General features: G+C 39.5%; 25 protein-coding genes and 2 pseudogenes. 10 read left to right on the forward strand and 17 right to left on the reverse strand.

The features are described 5' to 3' along the window. Positions 1–58: 58 nt before the first annotated feature. Positions 59–1,258 carry a tyrosine--tRNA ligase gene (gene tyrS / locus H5088_RS02825; RefSeq protein WP_007585427.1) on the reverse strand — a complete coding sequence of 400 codons (1,200 nt, stop codon included), beginning with the start codon at positions 1,256–1,258 and terminating at the stop codon, positions 59–61. A gap of 323 nt (positions 1,259–1,581) precedes the next feature. Between tyrS and H5088_RS02830 the strand changes: the two genes are divergently transcribed. Further along, entirely contained in the window at positions 1,582–2,895 is a 1,314-nt protein-coding gene (locus H5088_RS02830) for a peptidoglycan DD-metalloendopeptidase family protein (RefSeq protein ID WP_182752166.1), read from the forward strand. 90 nt (positions 2,896–2,985) lie between these two features. Here H5088_RS02830 and H5088_RS02835 read toward each other — a convergent pair whose 3' ends face one another. From H5088_RS02835 to H5088_RS02855, 5 genes are all read right to left on the reverse strand, one after another. After that, a complete protein-coding gene (locus H5088_RS02835; RefSeq protein ID WP_164487640.1) occupies positions 2,986–3,162 on the reverse strand; it encodes a hypothetical protein in 177 nt (58 codons plus the stop codon). A 13-nt stretch (positions 3,163–3,175) separates the two neighbouring features. Continuing rightward, positions 3,176–4,147: an aldo/keto reductase family oxidoreductase gene (locus tag H5088_RS02840; RefSeq protein ID WP_024604017.1), complete on the reverse strand. Its 972-nt coding sequence runs from the start codon at positions 4,145–4,147 to the stop codon at positions 3,176–3,178. 141 nt (positions 4,148–4,288) lie between these two features. After that, on the reverse strand, positions 4,289–5,419 hold the full coding sequence (locus H5088_RS02845; RefSeq protein WP_002961942.1) for a sodium ion-translocating decarboxylase subunit beta: 1,131 nt from the start codon (positions 5,417–5,419) through the stop codon (positions 4,289–4,291). Positions 5,420–5,432: 13 nt separating this feature from the next. Beyond that, positions 5,433–7,214: a sodium-extruding oxaloacetate decarboxylase subunit alpha gene (gene oadA, locus H5088_RS02850; protein WP_138489620.1), complete on the reverse strand. Its 1,782-nt coding sequence runs from the start codon at positions 7,212–7,214 to the stop codon at positions 5,433–5,435. Positions 7,215–7,225: 11 nt separating this feature from the next. Next, on the reverse strand, positions 7,226–7,471 hold the full coding sequence (locus H5088_RS02855) for an OadG family protein (protein WP_002961940.1): 246 nt from the start codon (positions 7,469–7,471) through the stop codon (positions 7,226–7,228). A 519-nt stretch (positions 7,472–7,990) separates the two neighbouring features. Between H5088_RS02855 and H5088_RS02860 the strand changes: the two genes are divergently transcribed. From H5088_RS02860 to H5088_RS02870, 3 genes are all read left to right on the forward strand, one after another. Then, complete coding sequence (locus H5088_RS02860; RefSeq protein ID WP_002961939.1) at positions 7,991–8,164, forward strand: DUF1328 domain-containing protein; 174 nt, start codon at positions 7,991–7,993, stop codon at positions 8,162–8,164. A 58-nt stretch (positions 8,165–8,222) separates the two neighbouring features. Further along, complete coding sequence (locus H5088_RS02865; RefSeq protein ID WP_002961938.1) at positions 8,223–8,414, forward strand: hypothetical protein; 192 nt, start codon at positions 8,223–8,225, stop codon at positions 8,412–8,414. 133 nt (positions 8,415–8,547) lie between these two features. Further along, on the forward strand, positions 8,548–9,015 hold the full coding sequence (locus H5088_RS02870; protein ID WP_165744115.1) for a YcxB family protein: 468 nt from the start codon (positions 8,548–8,550) through the stop codon (positions 9,013–9,015). A gap of 50 nt (positions 9,016–9,065) precedes the next feature. On the opposite strand, the gene csrA is transcribed toward H5088_RS02870, so the two are convergent. From csrA to ribA, 6 genes are all read right to left on the reverse strand, one after another. Beyond that, on the reverse strand, positions 9,066–9,257 hold the full coding sequence (csrA, locus tag H5088_RS02875) for a carbon storage regulator CsrA (protein WP_004587515.1): 192 nt from the start codon (positions 9,255–9,257) through the stop codon (positions 9,066–9,068). Between the two features lie 91 nt (positions 9,258–9,348). Further along, positions 9,349–10,566 (reverse strand): aspartate kinase, encoded by a 1,218-nt coding sequence (locus tag H5088_RS02880; RefSeq protein WP_182752167.1) that lies wholly within the window; start codon positions 10,564–10,566, stop codon positions 9,349–9,351. Between the two features lie 6 nt (positions 10,567–10,572). Then, positions 10,573–13,173, reverse strand: a complete 2,601-nt coding sequence (gene alaS, locus H5088_RS02885) for an alanine--tRNA ligase (protein WP_182711828.1) — start codon at positions 13,171–13,173, stop codon at positions 10,573–10,575. Positions 13,174–13,192: 19 nt separating this feature from the next. Then, positions 13,193–13,645 carry a regulatory protein RecX gene (locus H5088_RS02890; RefSeq protein ID WP_002961933.1) on the reverse strand — a complete coding sequence of 151 codons (453 nt, stop codon included), beginning with the start codon at positions 13,643–13,645 and terminating at the stop codon, positions 13,193–13,195. After that, complete coding sequence (locus H5088_RS02895) at positions 13,645–14,433, reverse strand: BPSS1780 family membrane protein (RefSeq protein WP_024595741.1); 789 nt, start codon at positions 14,431–14,433, stop codon at positions 13,645–13,647. The genes H5088_RS02890 and H5088_RS02895 overlap by 1 nt, the downstream gene beginning before the upstream one ends. An 81-nt stretch (positions 14,434–14,514) precedes the next feature. Beyond that, positions 14,515–15,138 (reverse strand): GTP cyclohydrolase II, encoded by a 624-nt coding sequence (gene ribA / locus H5088_RS02900; protein ID WP_002961931.1) that lies wholly within the window; start codon positions 15,136–15,138, stop codon positions 14,515–14,517. Between the two features lie 249 nt (positions 15,139–15,387). Here ribA and H5088_RS20440 point away from each other — a divergent pair. Continuing rightward, positions 15,388–16,493 (forward strand): annotated as a pseudogene (locus H5088_RS20440) (TonB family protein). Between the two features lie 67 nt (positions 16,494–16,560). On the opposite strand, the gene H5088_RS02910 reads toward H5088_RS20440, so the two are convergent. The 3 genes from H5088_RS02910 to H5088_RS02920 all read right to left on the reverse strand — a co-directional run bounded on the left by H5088_RS02910 (position 16,561) and on the right by H5088_RS02920 (position 18,160). Continuing rightward, on the reverse strand, positions 16,561–17,070 hold the full coding sequence (locus tag H5088_RS02910) for a hypothetical protein (RefSeq protein ID WP_182752168.1): 510 nt from the start codon (positions 17,068–17,070) through the stop codon (positions 16,561–16,563). Positions 17,071–17,169: 99 nt separating this feature from the next. After that, the gene (locus H5088_RS02915) at positions 17,170–17,619 is read right to left on the reverse strand and encodes a low molecular weight protein-tyrosine-phosphatase (protein WP_182752169.1); all 450 of its coding nucleotides are present in this window, start codon (positions 17,617–17,619) and stop codon (positions 17,170–17,172) included. A 34-nt stretch (positions 17,620–17,653) separates the two neighbouring features. After that, positions 17,654–18,160, reverse strand: a complete 507-nt coding sequence (locus H5088_RS02920; protein WP_024606258.1) for a DUF3087 domain-containing protein — start codon at positions 18,158–18,160, stop codon at positions 17,654–17,656. 156 nt (positions 18,161–18,316) lie between these two features. Between H5088_RS02920 and H5088_RS02925 the strand changes: the two genes are divergently transcribed. From H5088_RS02925 to H5088_RS02940, 4 genes are all read left to right on the forward strand, one after another. Further along, complete coding sequence (locus tag H5088_RS02925; protein WP_182752170.1) at positions 18,317–18,946, forward strand: energy transducer TonB; 630 nt, start codon at positions 18,317–18,319, stop codon at positions 18,944–18,946. A gap of 13 nt (positions 18,947–18,959) precedes the next feature. Beyond that, positions 18,960–19,568 (forward strand): sigma-70 family RNA polymerase sigma factor, encoded by a 609-nt coding sequence (locus H5088_RS02930; RefSeq protein WP_154903632.1) that lies wholly within the window; start codon positions 18,960–18,962, stop codon positions 19,566–19,568. After that, on the forward strand, positions 19,555–20,178 hold the full coding sequence (locus H5088_RS02935) for a hypothetical protein (RefSeq protein ID WP_182752171.1): 624 nt from the start codon (positions 19,555–19,557) through the stop codon (positions 20,176–20,178). Before H5088_RS02930 ends, H5088_RS02935 begins: the two co-directional genes overlap by 14 nt. Before the next feature lie 61 nt (positions 20,179–20,239). After that, complete coding sequence (locus H5088_RS02940) at positions 20,240–20,710, forward strand: DUF4760 domain-containing protein (protein ID WP_182724689.1); 471 nt, start codon at positions 20,240–20,242, stop codon at positions 20,708–20,710. A gap of 70 nt (positions 20,711–20,780) precedes the next feature. On the opposite strand, the gene H5088_RS02945 is transcribed toward H5088_RS02940, so the two are convergent. Both H5088_RS02945 and H5088_RS20475 read right to left on the reverse strand, forming a co-directional pair. Beyond that, complete coding sequence (locus H5088_RS02945; protein WP_182752172.1) at positions 20,781–21,089, reverse strand: DNA-binding transcriptional regulator; 309 nt, start codon at positions 21,087–21,089, stop codon at positions 20,781–20,783. Then, positions 21,082–21,455 (reverse strand): annotated as a pseudogene (locus tag H5088_RS20475) (type II toxin-antitoxin system RelE/ParE family toxin). The gene H5088_RS02945 and the pseudogene H5088_RS20475 overlap by 8 nt, the downstream one beginning before the upstream one ends. 185 nt (positions 21,456–21,640) lie before the next feature. Here H5088_RS20475 and H5088_RS02955 point away from each other — a divergent pair. Next, the gene (locus tag H5088_RS02955) at positions 21,641–22,150 is read left to right on the forward strand and encodes a hypothetical protein (protein WP_182694113.1); all 510 of its coding nucleotides are present in this window, start codon (positions 21,641–21,643) and stop codon (positions 22,148–22,150) included. Positions 22,151–22,369: the final 219 nt, after the last annotated feature.

Raw genomic sequence — 22,369 nt, forward strand, 5'->3', positions numbered from 1 at the left:
TCAAAATACGAGCACAAAAAAACCAGCCGAGGCTGGTTTTTTAGTTTTTAAACTGTGCTTAAGCTACAGTGATGTTTGCAAACTTACGTTTACCTACTTGGTAAATAGCCGTTGTGCCTTTTGCTATTTCAAGTTTGGTATCAGTGATTTTATCTTCACCGTTAAGTTTAACTGCACCTTGCTTAATCATACGCATTGCTTCTGATGTACTTACTACTAAATTTGCTTCTTTAAGCAAGTTAGCAATTAAAATAGTATCTTCTGCAATAGTGATTGTTAGCTCTGGGATTTCATCTGGTAACGCTTTTTTCTGAAAACGTTGAATAAAATCATCATGTGCACCTTGTGCATCAGCTTCACTATGAAAACGAGCAATTAGCTCTTTAGCTAGTTCAATTTTAATATCGCGCGGATTCGTACCTTGCTCAACACGTTCTTTTTGAGCTGCAATTTCTTCAATAGAAAGCGCACTTAATAAGTCGTAGTAACGCCACATTAGCACATCACTAATTGACATTATTTTACCAAACATATCGTTAGGTGCATCAGTAATACCAATGTAGTTACCAAGCGACTTAGACATTTTTTGAACGCCGTCAGTACCTTCAAGTAATGGCATCATTAATACTGTTTGCGGCTTTTGACCTTCTACTTTTTGTAGCTCACGGCCCATTAACAAATTAAAGCGCTGATCAGTACCACCTAGTTCAACATCTGACTCTAGTGCAACCGAATCCCAACCTTGTACCAGTGGATATAAAAACTCATGAATTGCAATTGGTTGGCCGCTTCCATAACGCTTTTTAAAGTCATCACGTTCAAGCATACGTGCTACGGTTTGGTTTGCAGCAAGTTTAATCATGCCTGCAGCGCCTAACTTTTCCATCCAAGTAGAGTTAAATGCAACAGTGGTTTTAGCAGGATCTAGAATTTTGAATACTTGTTCTTTATATGTTTCGGCATTGGCTAGTACGTCTTCACGAGTAAGTGGTTTACGCGTTACGTTTTTCCCCGTTGGGTCACCAATCATGCCAGTAAAGTCACCAATTAAGAAAATAACCTCATGACCTAAATCCTGAAAGGTTTTCATTTTATTAATTAGTACAGTGTGTCCTAAGTGTAAATCAGGCGCTGTAGGATCAAAGCCTGCTTTTATTTTTAGCTTCTTGCCCGACTTTAGTTTTTCAACTAGTTCGTCTTCAATTAATATTTCTTCTGCACCGCGTTTTATCTCTGCTAGAGCGGTTTGTAAATCCACTGTGTATTACTCCAAAATTCTGCCGACGAAGGGGCGACTAGTTACTTGCGTAGTCACGGTTTAATAAAGGTTTAAACCGAATAAATAGATGTAGCTAACATAACAAATTTCTACCTAATTAAAACAACTTTTTAAGTGATTCATGCAACTAAACTAAATCAATTGAGTCTTAGCTAGGTAGAGCGTTAAAAAAGGCTTTCTAAGCCCGATTTTAGCGTAGTTTAAGGTCAGTTTAAATCTACAAAACACTAGTATTCGTACATTATTAAGTATATCCTGCAATATTATGTATTTATTATCTTGACAGCAGAAAAAGGCACGTTATGGTTCACGTGGTTCACACGCTCCCCAAAAAACACAAATTGCTTATTCTAGGTTTGGTTTCTGCTATTGTTGGCTTAGCCTTTCTTCCTTCTGAAAAAGCCACTGCATCCAAAGACAATAGTGCAAATGCACTAGAAATTGGTAAGCGCTATGAGTTACAAGTTAAAGTTGATAACAACGAAAAATTAACTGAGTTAAATTCAGAGCAAGCAGCAGAAAAGTTACCAGAATACGACTTTGTCGATCATAAAGTTAAAAATGGCGACAATTTAGCAATTATCTTTAAGCGTGCTGGTTTTTCGGCTCAAACGCTTCATAAACTAATTAACACTAATGCGGAGACTCGCAAACTGACTAAAATTCACCCAGGTGAAATACTTAGTTTTGCGACAGCTGAAGATGGCTCCTTAGCTCAACTGCGCTATGTGATTTCAAAAACAGATACTTTATTTGTTACCTTAAACGAAGAAGGTAACTACGATACAGCTATTGATAGCAAAGAAATTGAAACGCTAACCAAAACCGCTGGCGGCGAAATATCTAATAACTTTTGGACTTCAGCAATTGCAGCAGGTTTAAGCGAACGCCAAATAATGAACTTTGCTGACATATTTGGTTGGGATGTTGATTTTGCAAACGACATTCGTAAAGGCGATGTATTTGGCTTAATTTACGAGTCTCACTATGTTGATGGCGAGTTTATTGGTACCGGTAAAATTATTGCAGCTGAATTTGTAAACCAAGGTCAGCGCTTTGCAGCTATTCGCCATACCGATGGCAATTTTTATACGCCTGAAGGGCGTAGCATGAAAAAAGCATTTTTACGTGCACCTGTAAGCTTTAAGTATATTAGTTCGAGCTTTAATCCTCGCCGCTTACACCCTGTTACTGGGCAAGTTAGAGCGCACCGTGGTATCGACTTTGCTGCACGCACTGGCACACCAGTTGTTGCATCTGGTAACGGTAAAGTAATTAAAGCCGGTTACAGCAAGTACAACGGTAACTACGTATTTATTAGCCATGGCACGCAATATGTAACTAAGTACTTACACCTAAATAAGAAGCTAGTTAATACGGGCCAAAAAGTTAAACAGGGCCAACAAATTGGTACTGTAGGTTCTACAGGTCGTGTTACTGGTGCACATTTACACTATGAATTTTTAGTAAATGGCGTTCACCGTAATCCTAAAACTGTAAAACTTCCTAAGTCAGAGCCATTACCTCGCTCAGAACTTGCCAAGTTTAAACCTATTGCTGATAACTTTATTGCCCAGCTTGAGCGCAATCGCGAGCTACAGTTAGCACTTAAATAAAGTTTATCAATAAACATTAAAAAAGCCTTTGCAGGTTTAACCTGCAAAGGCTTTTTTGTATACGCTATAAACCATTAGTACATCAGTACATCAGTACATCAGTACATAAATGAGCTGAATAACTAAAGACACCATCACTAATGGCCAAATATATTTACTGTATTTGGTTGCGCCATCAAGCCCTATTTTACTTTGATACTTTTCAAGCAAGGGTATAAGTATCGCCAGCGCAACAAACAAACCAATTAAAATAACGAATATGTTCATATTAACGCCCTACTTATGGTAATTCGTGGCCTTTAGCGCTTACATAAAGTGCATACCAATGCTCACGAGTTAGCTCTACGTTTACAGCATCACAAGAGGCTTTAATCCGTTTAGCATTAGTTGTTCCAATAATTGGCTGAATAGATGCGGGATGGCGAAGCAACCATGCAAGTACAATTGCCTCAGCAGAGGTTTCATAAAGTGCAGCCAGCTTATTAACTAAAAGACTGGTGTTTATATCTGCCTGAGATGCGTTTGATAAATCACTACCGCTGTACAAGCCTTGGCATAAACTACCCCAGCTTTGAATTTGGATTTCAAAATGTCGACAGTACTCAATACTACCTGGTGTAAAATTAAGGTCTTTACCGTCACTGTTACCGGCATATACACCTTCATCAACAAACTGATGTTTTTGTAAACTAGCCTCAATTTGGTTAGCCACAATCGGCATATCAAGTGCGTGCTGTAAAAAGTTCATTTGGTGCTGCTGCATATTCGATACTGCAAAATTGCGCACTTTACCGCTTTCTTTTAAGCAACTAAATATACGAGCAATTTCGTTAACTTCCATGAGTGGATCAGGGCGATGCAGCATAAGTACGTCTAAATAGTCTGTATTTAATCGTTTTAATGATGCTTCAACTGATTGCTCAATCCACTTTGATGAAAAATCATAGCGCTTTGGCCCTAAGTCATCTTCAAATCGAATCCCACACTTAGATTGAATATACATGTGCTCTCTAAGCTCTGGCCGCTCACTTAATGCTTTACCAAAAACCTGCTCTGCTTTACCAAAAGTATAAATATCAGCATGGTCAAAAAAATTAATACCGCCTTCAATGGCGTTATCTATACACTCATGAGCTTGCTTAACATGTGCATCAGTGATTGCGTCTTTATTCCAACCGCCGCCAAGACCCATACATCCAAATACAAGTTTACTAACGTGAGGCAAGTGCTTTGCTAAAGGCGTGTGAAGCATGATAACTATCCTTAAAATGTTGAAGAGCTGTTACTGTAAACAAAAAGTGCTGAACAAGAAACCATTTAGCGGTGAACAAATTAAGAACAAAAAAAGCGCAGTAAACTGCGCTTAATGGTTAATCTATTTTAAATTACATTTTTAGCCAACAAGTGCTAATAAAATACCCGCAGCAACTGCACTACCAAGTACACCCGCTACGTTGGGTCCCATTGCATGCATAAGTAAAAAGTTATGTGGGTTACTTTCAAGGCCAACTTTATTAACTACTCGTGCCGCCATTGGCACAGCCGATACACCTGCCGCCCCAATTAATGGATTTATAGGCGTTTTAGATATTCGGTTAAGTCCTTTTGCCATAAATACGCCAGATGCCGTACCAATTGCAAAAGCCAGTGCGCCAAGCACTAAAATACCAATCGTCTCAACAGTTAAAAACTTATCTGCAGCAAGCTTTGAACCAACAGCTAAGCCTAAAAATATAGTTGTAACATTAATGATTTCGTTTTGAGCACTGTTACTTAATCTATCAACAACACCCGACTCTCGCATTAAGTTACCTAAACAAAACATACCTACCAGCGGTATAGCAGCCGGTAAAAACATAGCCGTTAAACTAAGCACCATAAGTGGAAAAATAATCTTTTCCTTTTTAGATACTTTGCGAAGCTCTGGCATTTTTATTTTACGCTCTTCTGGGGTTGTTAGTGCACGCATAATTGGCGGCTGAATAATTGGCACAAGTGCCATATATGAATACGCAGCTACTGCTATTGCGCCTAGTAAATCAGGTGCCAGTTTTGATGCTAAAAATATTGCTGTTGGCCCATCGGCACCACCTATAATGGCTATAGCCGATGCGTCCTGTAGAGTAAATTCAAAACCTGGCACATAGTTAAGTAATATAGCGCCAAACAATGTAGCAAAAATACCAAACTGTGCAGCCGCACCTAATAACAACATACGTGGGTTTGCAATAAGTGCGCTAAAGTCGGTCAGCGCCCCTACTCCCATAAATATCAACAGCGGAAAAATCCCCGTATCAATACCCACATAATAAACGTAGTACAAAAGCCCACCTGGGTCTGACAAACCTGCCACTGGTACATTTGTTAAAATTGCACCAAAACCAATAGGTAGTAATAATAGTGGTTCAAAGCCTTTAGCTATCGCTAAAAACAGTAATAAACACCCTACCGCAATCATTATTAACGATGGGATTGTAAAGTTAGCAATGCCTGTCGCATTCCAGAGGTTTAAAATACCTTCCATCCTCTATTTACTCCTAAGCTAATGCAATCATAGCGTCGCCGGTAGTTACAGCATCGCCTTCACTAACTAACACTTCAGCAATTGTTCCGGTATGCGTAGCGCGTATTTCAGTTTCCATTTTCATGGCTTCCATAATAATCACTACATCGCCTTCGTTAACAACTTGCCCAGCTTTTACCTTAATCTTAAAAATATTACCGGCTAGAGGCGCGTTAAGTGTTTCACCTGATGCAACCGAAGCAGATTGAGGAATGTGCTCAGAGTCTTTTAATGTTACTTCCTTAAGTTCACCACCTTGCGCTACGACTACGTCATAAACTTTACCATCTACTTTTACGCTGTATTGCTCAGCCTTCACTTTGTTATTATTTGAAACTGATTTAGAAGGTGCTTTACTGCTTTTATCTTCAACAGAAGGTACTGGCTCAAATGCATCTGGGTTGTTGCGGTTTTTAATAAACTTCAAACCAACTTGTGGGAATAATGCATAAGTTAATACGTCATCAATTTGATCATCAGCAAGTGTTAAACCTTGCTCTTGTGCTTCTTTTAATAACTCAGCTTCAAGCGTTGCAAGCTCAGGTGCAATGTTATCAGCAGGGCGACAAGTAATAACTTCCGCTCCATCAAGCACGCGCTCTTGTAGCTCTTTATTCATTGGTGCTGGTGTTAAGCCATACTCACCTTTTAATACGCCAGCAGTTTCTTTAGTAATTGTTTTATAACGCTCACCCGTTAGCACATTAAGTACCGCTTGAGTGCCAACAATTTGCGACGTTGGTGTTACTAAAGGTAAAAAGCCAAGATCTTCACGTACACGTGGGATCTCAAGTAAAACCTCATTAAGCTTATCGGCTGCGCCTTGCTCTTTAAGTTGGTTTTCCATGTTTGTAAGCATGCCACCAGGTACTTGAGCTAATAAAATGCGCCCATCAACCCCTTTTAAGCTACCTTCAAATGCCGCATATTTTTTACGTACATCTCTAAAGTAAGCAGCAATTTCTTCTAGGTGGTTTAAATCAAGCCCAGTATCACGCTCAGTCCCTTCAACTATCGATACAATAGTTTCAGTTGCAGAATGTCCATAAGTCATACTCATTGATGAAATAGCGGTATCGAGCATATCAATACCAGCATCAATTGCTTTTTGGTAAGTAGCAGTACTTAAACCTGTTGTAGCGTGGCACTGCATAGCAATTGGAATAGATACAGTTTCTTTAAGTGCTTTAATTAGTTTTTCAGCATCGTACGGCTTTAATAAACCCGCCATATCTTTAATACAAATTGAGTGACAACCCATATCTTCAAGCTGCTTTGCAAGAGTTAGCCACATATCAAGTGTATGAACTGGGCTAACTGTGTACGAAATAGTACCTTGAGCGTGAGCGCCTACTTTTACAGCCGCTTTAATAGCTGTTTCTAGATTGCGAACATCGTTCATTGCATCAAATATACGAAATACGTCAACGCCATTTTTATGTGCACGTTCTACAAATTTTTCAACTACGTCATCAGCGTAATGGCGGTAACCTAATAAGTTTTGACCGCGTAATAGCATTTGCTGTTTAGTATTAGGCATCGCTTTTTTTAGTGCACGAATACGCTCCCAAGGATCTTCGCCTAAATAACGAATACACGAGTCAAATGTAGCACCGCCCCAAGATTCAATAGACCAATAACCCGCATCGTCTAATTTGCTAGCAATCGGTAGCATATCGTCTAGGCGCATACGCGTTGCTAATAATGATTGGTGAGCATCGCGTAATACCAATTCTGTTAGTTTTAATTTAGCCATGTGTGTGCCCCTTATTTATTATTTGATTTGTACTGAGCAATGGCAGCACTAATAGCAGCGATGTGCTCATTAGGCACACCTTGAGATTTAAAAGATGGTGATTTAACTGGTGTCGCCACGTCAGGTTCGCTAAAGCGCGTCACCAAATTAGACATAAGCGTTACTGCACCAATTAATATCGACAGAAATACAAACACTCCAACCATGCCAGTAAGCATTAAGTTACCGGCCGTTGTGAGTAGAGCACCTATATCCATTTTTCTCCCCTTGAAACCCATATCGAAAATAAAAAATCGATTTAATTAAATATTTATTCACTGGATAATAACAAAACTAATCGCTTTGTCTACATCTTGTAAATTGGTAAAACCAATTAAACAATAAATAACATAACACTCAATTAATTTACATGCCATAACTCAGCAATCACGCGCTCTACAATACATACAAGAAATAACGACTATAGCTAATAGTTATATGGAAGTTGTTAATTAACTATCAAGCTAAGTAAAAATAAACACTAATTCTTAATATAAAATGCAAAGCCACACACCAATTGTTAATTGGTCTTACCAAAATAAGTTTATTTAGTGAATATTTAGCAGTTATTTGCAACAGTGTGAATAACTTACATAACAAAGCGTAAAAGTTACTAACCAACTAATAACTAGAATAACAGCAAAAACCCATAACTAATTGATATTTATGCCAAATAAACTTTGGCATATAACTGGCATTAGTTATTATGAGCAAATTTGATAACCAAGGAGAAAACAATGTTACGCTGGACAATTACATTTTTAGTTATTGCTTTAATCGCTGCAGTGTTAGGTTTTGGTGGCATCGCAGGTGCCGCAGCTGGTATAGCAAAAATTATATTTTTTATCTTTTTAGTACTTTTAGTGATTTCATTAGTTTCAGGTGCACTACGTGGTAAATCACCCAGGTAGATAAAGCATTCAACTAACAAACACTAAAATTTAATTAATACTTACAAGGAATTACACTATGAACTCTACAACTTTAAAAGCAGCACTAATCGCAGTATTTGCAGGTTTTTTCATGATGGGTTGTGAAGACAACCATGCAGAAGATGCTGGCGAACGTATCGACGAAGCAGTAACTGATGTGCAAAACTCTGTTGAAGATGCATGTGAAAATGTTAAAGAAGGCGTGAACGCTGAAGAAACTAACTGTTAATTCTTCTTGTACCGCTAAAAAAACGGCTTTCGAGCCGTTTTTTTGTGCCAGTAATAAAATCACTGACTATAAAGCTGCTCATTTAGCAGTTAGCTTGTTAAAATAAAAAAAACGATATTTAAAGCAAGGCAAAATGGCATTCACAACCACCTACACATTAGATAAACCCTACTTTTACGAGTGTTTTGATGAGTCACTCCCTTATAGTAAGCGTGCAAAACCTAAATACTTTTTACTTGTGTTGTTAGTTGCGCTTGGTCTATTTGGCATTTATGTTTTAGACGATCATTACTTAGGATCGTTTATGATCATGTTAGCGGTACTCGAGTGCGTCGCTTTTTACTATCGCAGACCATGGTGGGTAACCAGACAAATGCTCAGCAGAGCATCAGGCTCTGAGGTAACACTTACCTTTGATGAAGAAGGTATTAAATCTGCTAATCATTACAAAAGCTATCAATTAGAATGGCAAAATATAAGCGAAGTAATAGACACCCAACAAGGTATTATTATTAAAAACAAAAGCGGCATGCAGTACATATCAAAACAAATACTTAGTCCTGAAACACTCGCTTTTATAAACAAAAAAGCCACTCAGTGAGTGGCTTTTAGTCTAGTTGAGTTAATTACTCAACTACGTATACGTGTTGATTAAGCATTGCCCGGATTAGGGTTCGACTTTTCAGCTTGTATGCGCATGTAAATCTCTTCACGATGCACTGATACGTCTTTTGGTGCATTAACACCGATTCGAACTTGATTTCCTTTAACACCTAGAACAGTAACTGTTACTTCGTCACCAATCATTAGGGTTTCACCTACTCTACGAGTTAGTATTAGCATTCTCTTGCTCCCATGTTCCAATAAAAATTATAAGATTCCGCTTAAACATACTAATGAAAATTAGACTGAAAAGTAAGTAAAAACTCGCAATCTATCCATTTTCTGTTAAAAATGCCTTGTGTAATGCACGAACAGCCAACTCTAAGTACTTTTCATCTATTAAAACTGAAATTTTAATCTCTGAAGTCGAGACTAAAACCACATTAATATTTTCCTGCGCTAATGCATCAAAAAATAAACTAGCGACACCAGAATGTGATTTCATACCCATGCCAACAGCAGAAACTTTAGCTACTGCTTGCAATCCGCTTATATTTTGAGCACTGAGCTGAGCTTGATCTTCACTCAATAATTCAAGTGCTTGCAGATAATCATTCGAGTGCACAGTAAAAGCATAGTCTATTTTTTCAAAGTTATGATTAACTTGATTAATCATATCTATTTCGATGCCATTTTCGGCAAAAAGTTTCAATATTTTTGAAAGATATTGCGTGCCCGTTGGCACACCTTGTACCTTAATTAAACATTCGTCACGATTAAACGCAATCCCCGATACAACCTTGCTTGGCATATCGTTCTCCTCAAAACTTATTAATGTACCTTTATCGGGATCAAAGCTCGAAAGCACCCTAAGTGGCACATTATGTTTTCCTGCGGCTTCTACTGAGCGAATATGCAAAACTTTCGCCCCTAAACTTGCCAGTTCTAGCATTTCGGCAAAGGTAACTTGGCTCATTCTGCGCGCGTTAGGTTCAACACGAGGATCTGTAGTATATACGCCGTCAACGTCTGTATAGATCTGGCATTCGTCAGCTTTTATAGCCGCTGCTATTTCTACAGCCGATGTATCAGTGCCGCCGCGCCCAAGCGTTGTAATATTGCCCTCAACATCACGCCCCTGAAACCCAGCAATAATAGCAATACGATTATGCTCAAGCTCATGCTTCAAACGCGTAGCAGCAACCTCTGCAATACGAGCTTTACCAAACATGTTATCGGTTAAAATATTGACTTGATCGGCTAACAAGCTTACAGCTGAATGACCACGTTTAATAATAGCCATAGCAAGTAGTGATACAGAAACCTGCTCTCCGGTGCTAATTAGTACATCTAGTTCACGGCTACTCGGGCGAGTATCGATTTGTTTGGCGAGATTAATTAAGCGGTTGGTTTCTCCCGACATAGCCGAGAGCACCACAACCACTTGATGTCCTTGTTGTCTGGTTTTTACAACAAGGTCGGCGACCGCTTCAATTCGCTCTATTGAGCCGACCGAAGTGCCACCGAATTTTTGAACAATAAGCGCCACTTAGGCTTAAGTACGCTCAGTTAACCAAGCTGTAACGCTATCTAGTGCAGCAGCAAGGTTTTGTGGCTCACTACCACCGGCTTGTGCCATATCTGGACGGCCGCCACCTTTACCACCTACTTGGCCTGCCATGTGGTTAACTAACTCACCGGCTTTTACTTTGCCTGTTAAGTCTTTAGTTACACCAGCAATTAGGCTTACTTTGTCGCCACTGGCAACACCCAGTGCAATAACACCTGAGCCAATTTTGTTTTTAAGGTCATCAACCATACCGCGCAGTGCTTTAGATTCAGTACCTTCAACATTTGCTACAAGTAGCTTAATGCCGTTAATTTCAACAATCGAATCAAGTAAAGATGCACCCGCTGCACTTGCTAACTTATCGTTAAGTTGCGCAATTTGCTTTTCAAGACCTTTAGACTTTTCAAGTAACGCGGTTACTTTTTCAAGTACCGATGCGCTATCGCCTTTAACTAAAGCAGCTACATCATGTAATTGTTGCTCTTGCTCGCTAACATAAGCAACTGCATCAGCACCAGTTACCGCTTCAATACGGCGAACGCCTGCTGCAATACCGCTTTCAGATACTATTTTGAATAAACCAATATCGCCTGCGCGCTCAACGTGAGTACCACCACAAAGCTCAATAGAGTAGTCGCCAATAGTAACTACGCGTACTTCGTCATCGTACTTTTCGCCAAACAACGCCATAGCACCTTTCGCTTTAGCATCATCAATAGCCATAAGCTCAGTATTGAGTGCAAAGTTACGACGAATTTCGTCATTAACTACACGCTCAATTTCACGTAGCTCATCTTTAGTAACCGCTTCAAAGTGCGAAAAGTCAAAACGTAAACGATCAGGCTGAACAAGTGAGCCTTTTTGGCCTACATGGTCGCCTAATAATTGACGTAGTGCTTCGTGTAAAATATGTGTAGCTGTGTGGTTTTTCTTAATGCTATCGCGGCGTGCATCATCAATAGTCGCATCCACTTTATCGTTAACACCAATGCGGCCTTGCACAGTACCGTGGTGAGCAAAAGCATTACCAAGTTTAGTGGTATTAGTAACATTAAATTCGCCACCAGCAACTGCAATAGTACCCGTGTCGCCCGTTTGGCCGCCTGATTCAGCGTAAAACGGTGTGCGGTCTAATACTACAATACCTTGTTGACCATCTTCTAATAACTGAACAGCTTCGCCACCAGCAAAAATTTCTACCACTGTCGCGCTATGGTGTGTGCTGTCGTAGCCTTTAAACTCAGTAAGCTTTTCTGATTTTAATTGCTCGTTGTAATCAGCACCAAACTTACCCGCTTGTTGCGCTGTTTTACGTTGTACAGCCATGCACTCTTCAAAACCTTGATGATCAATCGTCATCTGGCGCTCACGCGCAACATCGGCCGTTAAATCAGCTGGAAAGCCATACGTATCGTAAAGTTTAAATACTAAGTCGCCCGGTATAATATCGCCTTTAAGGTCACTTAAGCTTTCTTCTAAAATAGCTAAGCCACGCTCAAGTGTTTTACCAAACTGTTCTTCTTCAATGCGTAATACTTTTTCGATAATTTCTTGTTGCTTAGCAAGCTCTGGGTACGCTTGACCCATTTGCTCAATTAGCGCAGCAACTAACTTATAGAAAAACGAACCTTGCGCACCTAACTTATTACCGTGGCGCACAGCACGACGAATAATACGACGTAGTACATAACCACGACCTTCGTTAGATGGCATAACACCGTCAGAGATTAAAAACGCACACGAACGAATATGATCCGCCACTACGCGTAGTGACTTATCGTCCATATCTTGCGCGTTAGTTACACTTGCAGCTGCTGCAATTAAGCCTTGGAATAAATCGATTTCGTAGTTTGAATGCACACCCTGCAAAATAGCAGAAATACGCTCAAGGCCCATTCCTGTATCAACAGATTGCTTAGGTAGAGGCAACATAGTACCGTCGCTTTGACGGTTGTATTGCATAAATACAAGGTTCCAAATTTCGATGAAACGGTCGCCGTCTTCCTCGGGAGTGCCCGGAGGTCCGCCCCAAATATGCTCGCCGTGGTCATAAAATATTTCAGAACACGGACCACATGGACCAGTATCGCCCATAGACCAAAAGTTGTCAGAGGTCGCAATACGAATAATACGATCTTCACTTAAGCCAATATCTTTTGACCAATACTCAAACGCTTCTTCATCATCGTGATAAATAGTAACAAGCAGTTTTTCTTGAGGTAATTTAACAACCTCAGTTAAAAACTCCCACGCAAACTTAATCGCGTCTTGCTTAAAGTAATCGCCAAAGCTGAAGTTACCTAACATTTCAAAAAATGTATGGTGGCGAGCAGTGTAGCCTACGTTTTCTAAATCGTTATGCTTACCGCCAGCACGTACACAGCGCTGCGAACTTGTCGCACGTGTATAAGGGCGGCTTTCTGCGCCTAAAAATACATCTTTAAATTGCACCATGCCGGCATTATTAAATAACAACGTGGCATCGTTACCCGGTATAAGCGAGCTAGAAGGTACTATTTGATGTTGCTTGCTGGCAAAAAAGTCTAAAAACTGTTGCCTAATTTGTGCGGTAGTCATGTGCTGCATTTGAAAGTCTCACCTGTATTTACTGTGCTTGCATTGCAAAATTAATTTCATCGTAGCTAAAACCCCGATACATTAAGTAGCGCACGCGCTTAGCTTTATCTTTGTAATCGAGGTCTGGCGGTGTATTCGAATATTTTTTATTGTACGCATCCTGCGCAAGCTCAAACCAATCTATTTCAAGCTCTTCAACTACCATTTCAAGTAGCGAACGATCAATCCCTTTGCCCATAGCTTCGCTTTGTATTCGCTTAAGCCCGTGGCATTTAAATATGTGTTTTCTTACAAAGCCTTCACAGTATCGCTGCTCGTTAATAAAATTGTGCTTTTCGCACCAATCAAGCAGCGTTTCAATAAACTCTTCTGTCGCTTCTTTTTGCTGTAATTTGAGCGTTAACTCACGACGCGAATATTCTTGGCGCCCTAGTAACCAAAGTACATAGTTTTTTAGTTTTTGCTTTAATTTATCATCCATTAAGCGTCAAAACGTCCGCTTGTTTCACTGCTAAGTGGCTTAACATTAATGTCGTCACTTAATGGCACAACAGGCATAAAAATGGCTTGATAAGATACAAAAAAGCTAATGTAGCAAATCGGCATTAAAATCAACAGTGGTAAGAACGATAAGAACATCGAAAGCGCCATAAATAATGCGCAAATAAGGCCAAAAACGCCAAGTGGCAAAATATTATGATAAAACACCATTAACGATTTTTTAAGCGCCGTTAAAATGCGTGTTTCTTTACTAAAATAAACAAGTGGCACAGCGTACGCAAATGCCGTTAAATAAATTAGCATTGCCATAAAAAATAAAATTACATTCGCGCCCGAAATACTCTCAAGCATTTGCTCAAGTGCTACGTTTGGATCAAGTCCTGGTTGGCTCATAACAGCCACTGCATCGGCAAATAAGCCATTAGCAAGTAACGCCATTAAAATACCCGCACCCATTTGATAAAGTGCTAAACGTAATAACCCTAAACGATTTCCCTTAGCCGTAAATGGCTTGAGAATATCGGCTAGCATAATTTTTCCGCCCTGTTGCTTACTAAGCACCGCTTGGTAAAACCCTGCGGTTAAAAATGGCGTAGCGAGTGCTGCTACTACTTGCAGCAGCGGTAAAAATAAAGACAGCAGCCCTACAATGCCAATAAATAAATGCATAAAAATAAAGGTTGCTGGCTGGGTTTTAAAAATAAGCCATCCGGCTTTTAACCACTTTAGCCCTGCATCGGCTTTAAAAATTCGTAATTGTGTAGACATACTTGCTCTTAATTTAAAACGAAACACGCCAAGTATAACTTGGCGTAAGGGGGGATTAATAGACGAAACGTAATTAAATGATTAAGGTTTTTTAATTTTCTTAATATCTAACATATGCGCGCCATGCTTAATTTTTGTTTCTAGGTACGATTTATTACCCGCAACACCCGCTTTAATGTGCGCATGCGTGCCCACAACCGAGTCAACATTAATACCGGCATCTTTTAATGCATTAAGCTTTTTAGGATTATTAGTCATTAATTTAACGTGACTTAAATTAAGCGCATTGAGCATTAATACTGCATCCGAAAAGTCACGTAAATCATCAGCAAAGCCTAAATGATTATTAGCCTCGTAGGTGTTCATACCTTGCGATTGCAATACGTAAGCGTCTATTTTGTTGTATAAACCAATGCCACGGCCTTCTTGGCGTAAATACAATAAAATACCGCCTTGCTCGTGCATCATTTCAATACATTCATTTAGCTGCTCGCCGCAATCACAACGCGATGAGTAAAATACATCGCCCGTTAGGCATTCTGAATGCATACGAATTAGCGGTACATCTTGCTCTGTATCGGCGTTGTTAAACACCATAGCAATATGTTCTTTACCATCTTTTAAATCAGTAAATGAGATTATTTCTGCAGGGATATCACTATTTCTGCCAACTTTAAGCTGGACTCTTGCTCTTACTTGCGCCACGACAAATCCAAATATTTAAATAACTACGACACGACAATAAAGTGATAGTATCACAAAATAGGATAAATACACCGTAGTACAAGACTGTTTATGGCAAATATATGGCGACGACAGGCGTTATTTTCAATGATTGTTAAGCAATAAATTAATACAAATAACCGCCAATATTATTTACGTTGATTTACCTTAATCAGTGACACCTGCAGGCACGTTTGGTATTTTGTATTTTAAACAACGATAGGGATTATTATGAAACGTCAGCAACTCGCTTTATTTATAGGTTTAAGTTTGTCTGCTTTAAGCGCAACAACTTTAAGCACTACAGCATTCGCCAGCCAAGCAAGCGATCCTCAAACGGTATTTAACCAAGCATACCAAGGCTATTTAGCAGCAGTTAAAGCAGACGAAAACGTACAACAAGCTGCCAAACTTGCTTACACATCAGGTAAAGCCGTTTACGGTAAAAGCGACGACAATACTGCTAACTTAGCTATTAACTACGCTAAAGCTATTAAAGGCTACGGCGATGAGCTATACGAACAACGTTTTGCACTTTATGATGAAGCACATACTATTTTAGCGGCTAATCACGGCAAACAATCAATAGAAACAGTTGATGCACTGCTCGGAAAAGCTAACTACACAACATCAGCTTACAAAGCAGCTAACTTTTTAGAAGAAGTAATAGGTATAGCTAAAACACAAAATAACCCTACGACATGAAACTTGAAGCTGCAACGCTACTGGCTAAAAAGTTTAGTTCTAAAAAATATCGTGAGGCTAAAAACTACCTAGAAGAAGCCGACGAATACTACCAAGAAAACTTACCTGAAAACTCACTAGAGCGCATAAAAGCCGATTTTTTAATGGCCTCATTCGCAGAGGGTCGTAAAAGATACAATCAAGCGATTGAAAGGCTAAACCGTATAGTTACTGTATTCGATAGTAACTTAAACTTTGATCACAGTGCAGAGCTAACAGCTCATTCAAAGCTTGTAGGCCTGTACGAAAAACAAGGTAAAAGCGAAGAAGCAACTAAACATTGCCTAGCTATCGCTCAAATGGTGCCATGGAAAGAATCGCAAGAGCAAACACCACTCTATCGTGTTAATCCTAAATACCCAGTTAACAAAGCCAGATTTAGTACCGATGGTAGCGTTGTTATGGAGTTTGAAGTAGACGCAGCTGGCTTTGTAAAAAACCCAAAAGTACTTAGCTCAGAAGGCGGCAGCGCATTTGAAAAATCAGCCAAAGCAGCGCTTGAGCAATGGCGTTACGCGCCAAAGTTTGAAAATGGCAAACCTGTTAGCGCTATTTCTCAGGTACAACTCGACTTTAAAATTAACCGCCACTAAAAGCGGCTCATTAAAAAAGGCGCTTTAAGCGTCTTTTTTAATACCAACTAATACAAATTCTACGTAGTTAAAATTCATAACTTACGCTAATTCCGCCATCGGCTCTTTTTTCATTGCTATCGCTTGCTTTACCGTAGCCCACATCTAGCTCTAATCTAAAACCAGCGCTGTTCAATCCATTAAAGTTGTAGTTGTACGTAAGCCCTATACCATTTGTTGTTTCTTCATCAAAAATACCGCCAATTACACAACCTAGCGTATTAGCAAAGTCAGTTGCTACATCATTAGTTGAACTTTCACACTCTTGGTCTGTATCTCTTGCACCAATAGCGCCCACAAGTACGCCAAAAGCATGTTTTTTATTATCGCTAACTGCTTGTTCAAAACCGGCTGAAAAACCATCATCAAGGCCTAGTTTATAATTTGCATACCAGCGCTGTGTATCGTCGTTAGCCGATAAAGATACCTCAGGAATAACTAAGTAAGGATAGCCACCCCCAATCGAAAAACTAACATCCTTAGCAAAAGTAGAACAAGAAGCGATAGATAAAGTGAGTAGTAATATTTTTATTTTCATAAAGTTCCCTTTGAGTAAGTATAAAATGTACTTACTTTAGGGACACCATGCAATACGACTAAAAGCTCGTTAAATTTAGCTTTAGTAATAAAATAGGGATTAAATTTTAGCGAGTATTTTATCGCTAGCCGCTTCTATTAAATCGAGCACATTTTCAAAGCTATCATCGCCGCCGTAATAGGGATCGGGAATAGCGCTTTGGGCTTGCTCGCCATATTCTAAAAATAGCGCCAGCTTATAGCGTAAATGCTCAGGGCATTGCGCTGTTAAATCAGCTAAATTTTGCGTATCGGCCGCTAAAATTAAATCAAACTCAGTAAAGTCGCTTGTACGCACTTTACGTGAATAAATACCTTTAAAGCTGTAACCGCGCTTCTCCCCTGCTGCCATTGAGCGACTATCAGGCGTTTTACCTTCGTGGTAACCAATAGTCCCTGCCGAATCTACTTTAACGTTAACACCTAGTTTTTTAGCACGGGCTTTTAATACCGCCTCTGCGGTTGGCGAGCGGCAAATATTACCTAAACACACTATGAGTACTTTCTTCATTGAGGCTCCTCTAACTAATTTAAAAATCTAAGCTTTAAAACTGTTTTAAAATGCTTTCATCGTAATCTTCAACGTTAAGCGTTACGTTATGTTGCGCTGCAACAGATTCAAGCTCAGCTTGTTTAATGGCTAAATCGTCCATGGTGATTAGGTTATCGTCTAGTTGCCACAATAACCGAGAGCCCGCGTAGCTATAATGAATCGCCAATAACGCATCGGCATTACCTTCACGGCCAGCGGCTTTTAACTTAGCCATTTTACGGGTTATTTTATTAAGTGCTTTTTTAAGCTCCCACACATAAACAACTTCAGTCATAAAGCTATGTGTACGGTATTTATTAAGTAACCACGCAAGCCCAACGCTTGTAATAGCAACGCCTATTAAGTTCCAATGAAAGTGGCTACCACTTTCATCAGGAAATAAAGCAATCAGCGTTTGCGATATAGCCAAGCTGCCTACAGCCAAACCAATACCGCATCCTGCAATAACACGGTTTAAATGTTTACGGTAACGCGCTTTATTTATTTCAATGAGTTGCATAACAGCCTAAAAAGTTAATAAGTAAAAGAATGCGAATGGCTATTGTAACTAAACCCCACATTTTTTATAAAATTATTTCACCCCTTTTTGATTTGCCACCCGTTATAGCTTTGAAAACACCCTAATAGTAGTGGTCAATAAAATTTGGAGCGGCTTATGCACACACTTGAAATACCCAACAACCCAGTATTTATTAAAACATCGACTGCCGTTATCGGCGGCGCCGCAATGACCTTTGCAGCTTTTGCGTTTATGCAATATTTAATAAGTGGCGAGCAACGCGCACCGGTTAAACCAGGAGACGATATTATAGTAGAGATTTTTCAGGCGCCTGAGGATTCAAAGCTAAGGCATATACAAAAAATACAGCCGCCACCGCCAATGCCTAAAGTGCCGCAAAAAGCTCCACCGCTTGATACATCAGCCGATCCTGTGTTGGCAATTAGCGACCTTACGCCAGTTACAATTGACGATTTTGGTGGCGACATTAACAATACCATTAATCGCCCAACAGGGGATGCAACACCCATAGTGCGCATAAACCCTAAATACCCAACTACAGCCGCGCGCGATGGTATTGAAGGTTGGGTACAACTAAGCTTTAGTATTTCGCCCACCGGTGAAGTAATCGACCCAGTAGTTATTAACGCCGAGCCAAAACGCACCTTTGACCGCGAAGCAATAAGAGCTATTAAACGCTGGAAATATCGCCCCAAAGTAATTGAAGGTGTGGCACAATTACAAACAGGTCAAACCGTACAACTCGACTTCAAATTACAACAATAAAAGCGATGAGCCTATGCTACTAAGTATTAAGTCATGGTTATTTGAAACGCCAAGCAAGGACTGCATGGCAAGTTACGCAAAAAGTGGCGACAATCGTTATTTAGAGCAGCTTATTGCCCTCTACAGTAACGACTTATACCACTACCTTGTTACACAATCTAATACGCATTTAGCATACGACGTAAGCCAACAAACATGGCTAAAAGTAATCGAAAAACGCCACCTTTACCAAGCCCAAACCACACCAAAAGCATGGTTGTTTAAACTTGCCCGCAACACACTCATTGACGAATACCGCAGGCAACAGCACTTTGTAGAGCTTGACGAAAACACGCATTTAGCAGCACAAAATGATAAAAGCGAAAACAACTTAAATAGTGGTGACTTAACTAGCAAAGACTCGCATATAGGAAGCTCAAACATAAGTTACGAAGCGTTCGACGCCGCCCTAAAACAACTCAGCTTTGTACAGCGTGAAGCCATAACATTACAACAAGAAGGCTTTTCGCTCACCGACATAGAACTTATAACGCAAAGCAGCCTCGAGACCATTAAAACAAGGCTGCGCTATGCCAAGCAAAACCTTAAACGTTTATTAGGAGCAAACAATGAACAAGCCTGATGAGCCGCTTGATCAAAAGCTCACACAACATTACAAAGAGCGAAAAGCGCGCACTACACTTACAAGCACTCAGCAAAAAGCGCTACTTAAAAAGGCCACGCACACAAAGCCTAAAAAGTTCGGCTTTACGCTGCAGCTAACCAGCCTTGCCTGCGCACTGGGTGTATTTTCTTTTATTGTGTTTGATAATAACGATAGCATTAACCACGCGCCAAAAACCGTGCTTAACAGCGTATTTAACACTATAGACATTCACGACTATTCAATTATTAAAACACACGAAATAAACCAAGCTGGTAGCTACGCAAGCTCCATAAACGAGAAAAAACACGCCCTCGATAGTCAATTAGCTAACGATTTACGCCGCCACCAACAACGCCACATAGAATACGGCACTCTAGTGAAGGTAGATAACGACTGGTACATAGCCAGCTGTAATGACGAGGTGCTCGTGCAAATTAAGCATTCACTGTTAAGTGATTTAAAAGGTAAACACGCGGTCGAAAGTAATATAAATACCGGTGATATGCTCGCTATGGCGCATAACGGCAAAGGGCAAATTATTGCGCTTAAACATGCGGGTGCTGGGGTTAGGCAGTGTGGGGCTTAGATATATTTTAGTCTAACCTAAATTTTAGCTAAGATTAAACTAATTACACGGAGTAATCGAAATGGAATTAAATTACATAATAGAAATAAGTAAAGTAGTCGCTGTACTGTTTACTGGATGCTCATTTCTTTTTGGTATTTATATTTATATAGTTAACTCAAGAAAAGAGAGAATCAAATCAACCTTAGAGTATTGGGGGAAGTTTCATCAAGAAGTTATCCCGTATCTTGTTAAGTTTAATAATAAATACCCAGGTAAGCTCCATGCTAATGAGGTCAGGGAAGTCGTAAATTTATCCGATACTAAAGAAACTCTTCACCATATCCTGAATAAATATGAGCAGCTAGCTACAGGAGTGGATTTAAAGGCATATGAAATAAAAGCATTAAACTCACTATCAGGTCAGGAGATAATTAATAGTTACCATAGGTACGAAGCATATATTTTCTATCGTCGAGCTCACAAAGAGAACCCTGAAATATGGTTACAATATGAGAAATTAGTAAAACTACTGATTAAACTAAGGAGATAGGATAAGGCTTTAGAGCAATATCGTGGAATTGGATTTCGTATCACTCAACCTTAGCTACCGGCCGCTTAGATTAATAAACAAGTATATCTAAGCCTTTATTGGCGACCAAATTTAACAGCTTTAAGGAAGCACCTTTTGGGGACTTGCCACCTTGCTCCCAAGCTCTAACTGTTGAAGCACTGGTATTTAAATAAGCGGCGAATACCGCTTGGCTAACATGAGCGTGCTCACGAATTGCTTTAATATGCGCGGCATCATATTGCTCGACTTCAGGCAGACACATTGCATCAAACCTCCGCATAGTTTGTCTATCCATAACACCGGCATCATTTAGCCCTTTAGCTGTATCATGCATTACGCCTAAAATACTATTACTCATGATTTTTTACCTCTATTAGCTCGCCTTCATTAATAGCTATTTTGAGTTGCTGCTGTGAATAACTTAGTAACTCTTTCGCCATTAACTTTAGTGCCTTTAATTCTTTTTTATCGATATTGTCTCGTTGGTTTTTAGAAAAGCCAAACATAAAAAATGCTTTATCCGCAACTTTAAAAGCAACTATGGTTCTATAGCCACCTCGTTTACCCTGTCTTTCGCTGGTGCTCGCTTTTTATAAACATGAGCACCTAAGTCCCCATCGTTAAGTCCGTTTTCTAAATCTCTAACAGCATCAATTAACACCTTGTCAGGTAAGCCCTCTTTTGCAGCCCACTTGTTAAACCATTTTGATTTAAATATACCCATAAATATCACACCACCAACTATGACACTTAGTATTATAGTTCACCAGAATTAATGTACTAAAAACTTGAAAGCAACTCTCAGCACATTTAGAAATACACAATATTAGTTCTTTAAGGCTCAGCCCTATAAAGCTATAATTTAACTTAATTTTCATAGAGCTATTAGTTTAAATTTAAGGAAGAAATATGACAAAACTACTTATATTCGTTTTTGCTATTTATACATTTTGCTGCTCATTTGTGCAGGCTGAGACTTTAGTAAATAACGAATTTGTAGTACCGATTGAAAAGCACTTTGAAAATTTCACCTTAGTTAAGGTAAACCCTAAGTACACAAAACTTGATTACAAAGCGCTTATGTCTGCTCGCGAGTTTATTCAAATTAGCTTAGGCACCACATGGCCTGCTGATGACTTTACTTTGCAAGAAAACACGCAATCATTGGAAAGTGACTTAATCGCATTTAATAATAAAGAATCTTTTACTTTTCATGTAATGAATAACGATAAAACGAAGGTGATTGGCTGTATTTATATTACAGGTACGGTTGATAGTGAATTTGATGCCACTGTATTTAGCTGGGTTGCTAAAGAGCACCTTTCTACACCGCTTTTTGATGAGCTTAAAACAAACGTTAAAACATGGGTTAAAAACGAATGGCCTTTTACAAACGTTGATTACCCGTTTAACAGTTAAATAGCATATTAAATCATTCACTTCCAAACAAAAGGCCTGCGATTAAGCAGGCCTTTGAGCATTTAAAAATCATACGTACAAAACAATAATTCTTGAAATAAAATAAGCAAAAAAATAAAGCTACCGCCCGACGCGCCAGCAAGCTAAGCGCCTACAATAAACACCACATACAACTAGCTTTGGGGTGCTCATTGTATTGGTGGACCGTTGGGTTTCGTG

The sequence above is a fragment of the Pseudoalteromonas sp. SR43-3 genome (assembly GCF_014163875.1).
Classification (GTDB): domain Bacteria; phylum Pseudomonadota; class Gammaproteobacteria; order Enterobacterales; family Alteromonadaceae; genus Pseudoalteromonas; species Pseudoalteromonas distincta.

Excerpts from the sequence above, each read along its gene's own strand:
- H5088_RS02930 (WP_154903632.1), top strand. The coding sequence starts at position 18,960 with ATGCTACTAAGTATTAAGTCATGGTTATTTGAAACGCCAAGCAAGGAC.
- H5088_RS02910 (WP_182752168.1), bottom strand. The coding sequence starts at position 17,070 with ATGAAAATAAAAATATTACTACTCACTTTATCTATCGCTTCTTGTTCT.
- H5088_RS02935 (WP_182752171.1), top strand. The coding sequence starts at position 19,555 with ATGAACAAGCCTGATGAGCCGCTTGATCAAAAGCTCACACAACATTAC.
- oadA (WP_138489620.1), bottom strand. The coding sequence starts at position 7,214 with ATGGCTAAATTAAAACTAACAGAATTGGTATTACGCGATGCTCACCAA.
- H5088_RS02895 (WP_024595741.1), bottom strand. The coding sequence starts at position 14,433 with ATGTCTACACAATTACGAATTTTTAAAGCCGATGCAGGGCTAAAGTGG.
- H5088_RS02845 (WP_002961942.1), bottom strand. The coding sequence starts at position 5,419 with ATGGAAGGTATTTTAAACCTCTGGAATGCGACAGGCATTGCTAACTTT.
- H5088_RS02830 (WP_182752166.1), top strand. The coding sequence starts at position 1,582 with ATGGTTCACGTGGTTCACACGCTCCCCAAAAAACACAAATTGCTTATT.
- H5088_RS02840 (WP_024604017.1), bottom strand. The coding sequence starts at position 4,147 with ATGCTTCACACGCCTTTAGCAAAGCACTTGCCTCACGTTAGTAAACTT.
- H5088_RS02925 (WP_182752170.1), top strand. The coding sequence starts at position 18,317 with ATGCACACACTTGAAATACCCAACAACCCAGTATTTATTAAAACATCG.
- H5088_RS02870 (WP_165744115.1), top strand. The coding sequence starts at position 8,548 with ATGGCATTCACAACCACCTACACATTAGATAAACCCTACTTTTACGAG.
- H5088_RS02915 (WP_182752169.1), bottom strand. The coding sequence starts at position 17,619 with ATGAAGAAAGTACTCATAGTGTGTTTAGGTAATATTTGCCGCTCGCCA.
- H5088_RS02940 (WP_182724689.1), top strand. The coding sequence starts at position 20,240 with ATGGAATTAAATTACATAATAGAAATAAGTAAAGTAGTCGCTGTACTG.
- H5088_RS02865 (WP_002961938.1), top strand. The coding sequence starts at position 8,223 with ATGAACTCTACAACTTTAAAAGCAGCACTAATCGCAGTATTTGCAGGT.
- H5088_RS02890 (WP_002961933.1), bottom strand. The coding sequence starts at position 13,645 with ATGGATGATAAATTAAAGCAAAAACTAAAAAACTATGTACTTTGGTTA.
- H5088_RS02860 (WP_002961939.1), top strand. The coding sequence starts at position 7,991 with ATGTTACGCTGGACAATTACATTTTTAGTTATTGCTTTAATCGCTGCA.
- H5088_RS02835 (WP_164487640.1), bottom strand. The coding sequence starts at position 3,162 with ATGAACATATTCGTTATTTTAATTGGTTTGTTTGTTGCGCTGGCGATA.
- H5088_RS02955 (WP_182694113.1), top strand. The coding sequence starts at position 21,641 with ATGACAAAACTACTTATATTCGTTTTTGCTATTTATACATTTTGCTGC.
- csrA (WP_004587515.1), bottom strand. The coding sequence starts at position 9,257 with ATGCTAATACTAACTCGTAGAGTAGGTGAAACCCTAATGATTGGTGAC.
- H5088_RS02920 (WP_024606258.1), bottom strand. The coding sequence starts at position 18,160 with ATGCAACTCATTGAAATAAATAAAGCGCGTTACCGTAAACATTTAAAC.
- H5088_RS02945 (WP_182752172.1), bottom strand. The coding sequence starts at position 21,089 with ATGAGTAATAGTATTTTAGGCGTAATGCATGATACAGCTAAAGGGCTA.
- alaS (WP_182711828.1), bottom strand. The coding sequence starts at position 13,173 with ATGCAGCACATGACTACCGCACAAATTAGGCAACAGTTTTTAGACTTT.
- H5088_RS02855 (WP_002961940.1), bottom strand. The coding sequence starts at position 7,471 with ATGGATATAGGTGCTCTACTCACAACGGCCGGTAACTTAATGCTTACT.